General features: G+C 53.2%; 6 protein-coding genes. 1 reads left to right on the forward strand and 5 read right to left on the reverse strand.

The genetic code is table 11. The features are described 5' to 3' along the window. Positions 1 to 349 precede the first annotated feature (349 nt). Positions 350 to 592 carry an AbrB/MazE/SpoVT family DNA-binding domain-containing protein gene (locus tag BUA65_RS18015; RefSeq protein ID WP_114281528.1) on the forward strand — a complete coding sequence of 81 codons (243 nt, stop codon included), beginning with the start codon at positions 350 to 352 and terminating at the stop codon, positions 590 to 592. Positions 593 to 694: 102 nt separating this feature from the next. Here BUA65_RS18015 and BUA65_RS17450 read toward each other — a convergent pair whose 3' ends face one another. Genes BUA65_RS17450 through BUA65_RS18475 form a run of 5 tightly spaced genes read right to left on the reverse strand, consistent with a single transcriptional unit; the run spans position 695 to position 1,808 of the window. Continuing rightward, positions 695 to 883: a hypothetical protein gene (locus BUA65_RS17450; RefSeq protein WP_072871671.1), complete on the reverse strand. Its 189-nt coding sequence runs from the start codon at positions 881 to 883 to the stop codon at positions 695 to 697. 49 nt (positions 884 to 932) lie between these two features. Further along, complete coding sequence (locus BUA65_RS17765) at positions 933 to 1,109, reverse strand: hypothetical protein (RefSeq protein ID WP_207543941.1); 177 nt, start codon at positions 1,107 to 1,109, stop codon at positions 933 to 935. Between the two features lie 13 nt (positions 1,110 to 1,122). Beyond that, positions 1,123 to 1,335 carry a hypothetical protein gene (locus tag BUA65_RS17455; protein WP_072871673.1) on the reverse strand — a complete coding sequence of 71 codons (213 nt, stop codon included), beginning with the start codon at positions 1,333 to 1,335 and terminating at the stop codon, positions 1,123 to 1,125. 58 nt (positions 1,336 to 1,393) lie between these two features. Next, the gene (locus BUA65_RS17460) at positions 1,394 to 1,669 is read right to left on the reverse strand and encodes a hypothetical protein (protein WP_072871675.1); all 276 of its coding nucleotides are present in this window, start codon (positions 1,667 to 1,669) and stop codon (positions 1,394 to 1,396) included. After that, on the reverse strand, positions 1,623 to 1,808 hold the full coding sequence (locus BUA65_RS18475) for a hypothetical protein (RefSeq protein ID WP_165613301.1): 186 nt from the start codon (positions 1,806 to 1,808) through the stop codon (positions 1,623 to 1,625). Before BUA65_RS18475 ends, BUA65_RS17460 begins: the two co-directional genes overlap by 47 nt. Positions 1,809 to 2,031: the final 223 nt, after the last annotated feature.

Raw genomic sequence — 2,031 nt, forward strand, 5'->3', positions numbered from 1 at the left:
TATAGCAACAATGCTACTATAACAGATGCCATCCCTACCTGGACCGGTACGACGGTCTCGCGCGGATAAAGCTCATCCCGCGCAAAAAGGCCCGCTAGGCAAGGTAATCTCTTCTTTTTATGCTAATTTATGTGATCTGAGTTAATAGAAGGTGTTGGGTGAACTAGATCCAACTTCTTGCGTAAGCCTTGATTTTTAAGGATTACGGATTTTGCAGGTCGCACTAACTTCCAGTAAAAAATTACAGGAATACCACCTTGCTTTTTCATCTGGCGATGGTTATAATGTGACTGATATTACCAAATATTTGCAGGACGAGGTGAGATATTTGAATGACAATGCAATACAAATGACAGCTACTGTGCGACTGGGACGAAGGGGGCAGATGGTTTTGCCCGCTGAAGTCAGGCGGGCCTTAGCGGTTAAAGAGGGAGATGAACTGCTGATCGCTGTCTGGCCAGGCGGCAAAGCAACCATGATCCGCAAGCCCCGAAGTTTTGCGGAAGCCCTGGCCGGCCTGTACGGGCACTTATGGAAAGGAATAGACCCGCTTATTTACCAGAAGACGGAGCGAGAAACATGGGAGAGCTAGCAAAAACGCTCGTCAATTTTGGGCTGGTTGCTATAGACACAAATATTTTCATCTACTACCTCCAGAAAGAGGAGTTCCCCGCCTACCATACGGTTCTTGCGGCTACCTTTCATGCCCTGGAAAAAGGCGATTTTCAAGGTGTTTCCTAAGGATCATGGTAGACCACGCATCACCGGAAACATCAGAAACGTAGGCCAGGGCCATCTCCCGCACAAAGCCCAGTATTTTGGAAAGCAAAGTAAAAACGGCGATCACCGCCGTGGCTCTGGCAATGGTATTAGAACCGCTCATTTTCCTGCACCAGCTTACCAATTAATTCATTAAGCCAGGCTTTCCCGGCCTAGGCCGTGCGGACGATGGTTTCCAGGTCGCCGCAGCGGGGGCGCCAGCCCAGCTCTTCCCTGATACGCCGGGAGGAGGCCACCAGCACCGCCGGGTCCCCCGGCCGCCGGTCCCCTTCCACCACCGGGAAATCGCAGCCGGTAACGCGGCGGGCGACCTCCACCACCTCCCGCACCGAGCAGCCCCGCTCATTGCCTAAATTGTAGCATCCAGCGCCGCCGGCCGCCAGAACCGGTACCGCCCAGGGCGGCGGCCATGGCCATACCTAGCGCGCCGTAAAGAAGCACATGCGCCCCTTTACGCAGCCAGAACTGGATGAAATCCGCCGGGGCAAGGCGGTTGTCCACCGGCTGGCCGCCGTAAGAAAAGCTTACCAGCGGCAGTTCCCGCACCTTTTCCACATAAATGAAAACACCGGCAGCTCTACACCTGCCGGGTCTGACCGCTTTCTGTGTTCGACTAGTTGTTATTCCGCACCGCCTCGTTAAGAGCTTGCATGAATTCATCAATTGTTTTCGCTTTCATCGCCCTGCGGTGCAGTAATTTTAATGTATCAATATCTCGTATAGCCCGTAGGCTGTTCACCAGGCTCTCAGGGCAGCGGCCTATATTTTCCTCCAGGGCATCCAGTATGGTATCCTGTATTCCTTGCTGTATTCCTTGCTGTATCCCCTGCCGTATCCCCTGATCAATCCACTTTTCCCGAATGCCGTCGAACAGCGGGGAGGTCTCCATTTTGCTCACCTCGATCGGCCACTGCTTCTTTTTCCATGCGTTCAACCTTTTCCACGGGCATACCGCGCACCTGTTGTACTAAGTGGGCCGGATAACGTTCCGCCAGTGCTTTGATAACCAGATCGAACTCCCGGGCCATACCAAACCTCAACTTTCTGCCGGTTCTGGCTTTAGTTTACACTATCCCCGAATCTTTTTCAATATGAGCTTTGGCTCAGTTCCTCCCATATGATGTTCCGGGCCTCCTCCAGGGTGTTGGCGGCAAACAGCCGCTCCAATACACGGTCCAGGGTTTCCATGTCGGTCAGCTGCTGCACTTTGTCCTGCACACTGGCAGAATCAACTCCAAACCTGCGGGCCAG

The sequence above is a fragment of the Desulfofundulus thermosubterraneus DSM 16057 genome (genome assembly GCF_900142025.1).
In the GTDB taxonomy this organism is placed as follows: domain Bacteria; phylum Bacillota; class Desulfotomaculia; order Desulfotomaculales; family Desulfovirgulaceae; genus Desulfofundulus; species Desulfofundulus thermosubterraneus.